The organism is Mesorhizobium sp. WSM4836, assembly GCF_055811815.1.
Genome location: NZ_JBVVQF010000128.1, coordinates 1 through 265, shown reverse-complemented (window position 1 = coordinate 265; position 265 = coordinate 1). Strand labels below are relative to the sequence as shown.

The 265-nt window shown below is 64.9% G+C and carries 1 pseudogene; it reads right to left on the bottom strand.

The features are described 5' to 3' along the window. Positions 1-265 (bottom strand): annotated as a pseudogene (locus tag AC0L2P_RS32380) (IS3 family transposase); the annotation flags it as partial.

The following is a 265-nucleotide window of genomic DNA, read 5'->3' as shown; positions in this document are numbered from 1 at the left end:
CCGAACCGGCGTCGCTCCTGCGCGATCGCCTTCATCCGCTCGCGAACCTCGCGGTCGTCCGGCCTGCTGGTCTCGTAGCGAACCGTCATGCGGCAACAGCCGATGGCTTTACACGCCCGCCGTTCGCTCATCCCGAAGCCCTCCTTCAGGCGAGCGACAGCTTTCCGCTTGGCCGCGGGCGTCACCATTTCTTTCCCACAAGATCCTTCAACGCGGCATTGTCGAGCATGGCGTCGGCCAGAAGCCGCTTCAGCCGCGTGTTCTC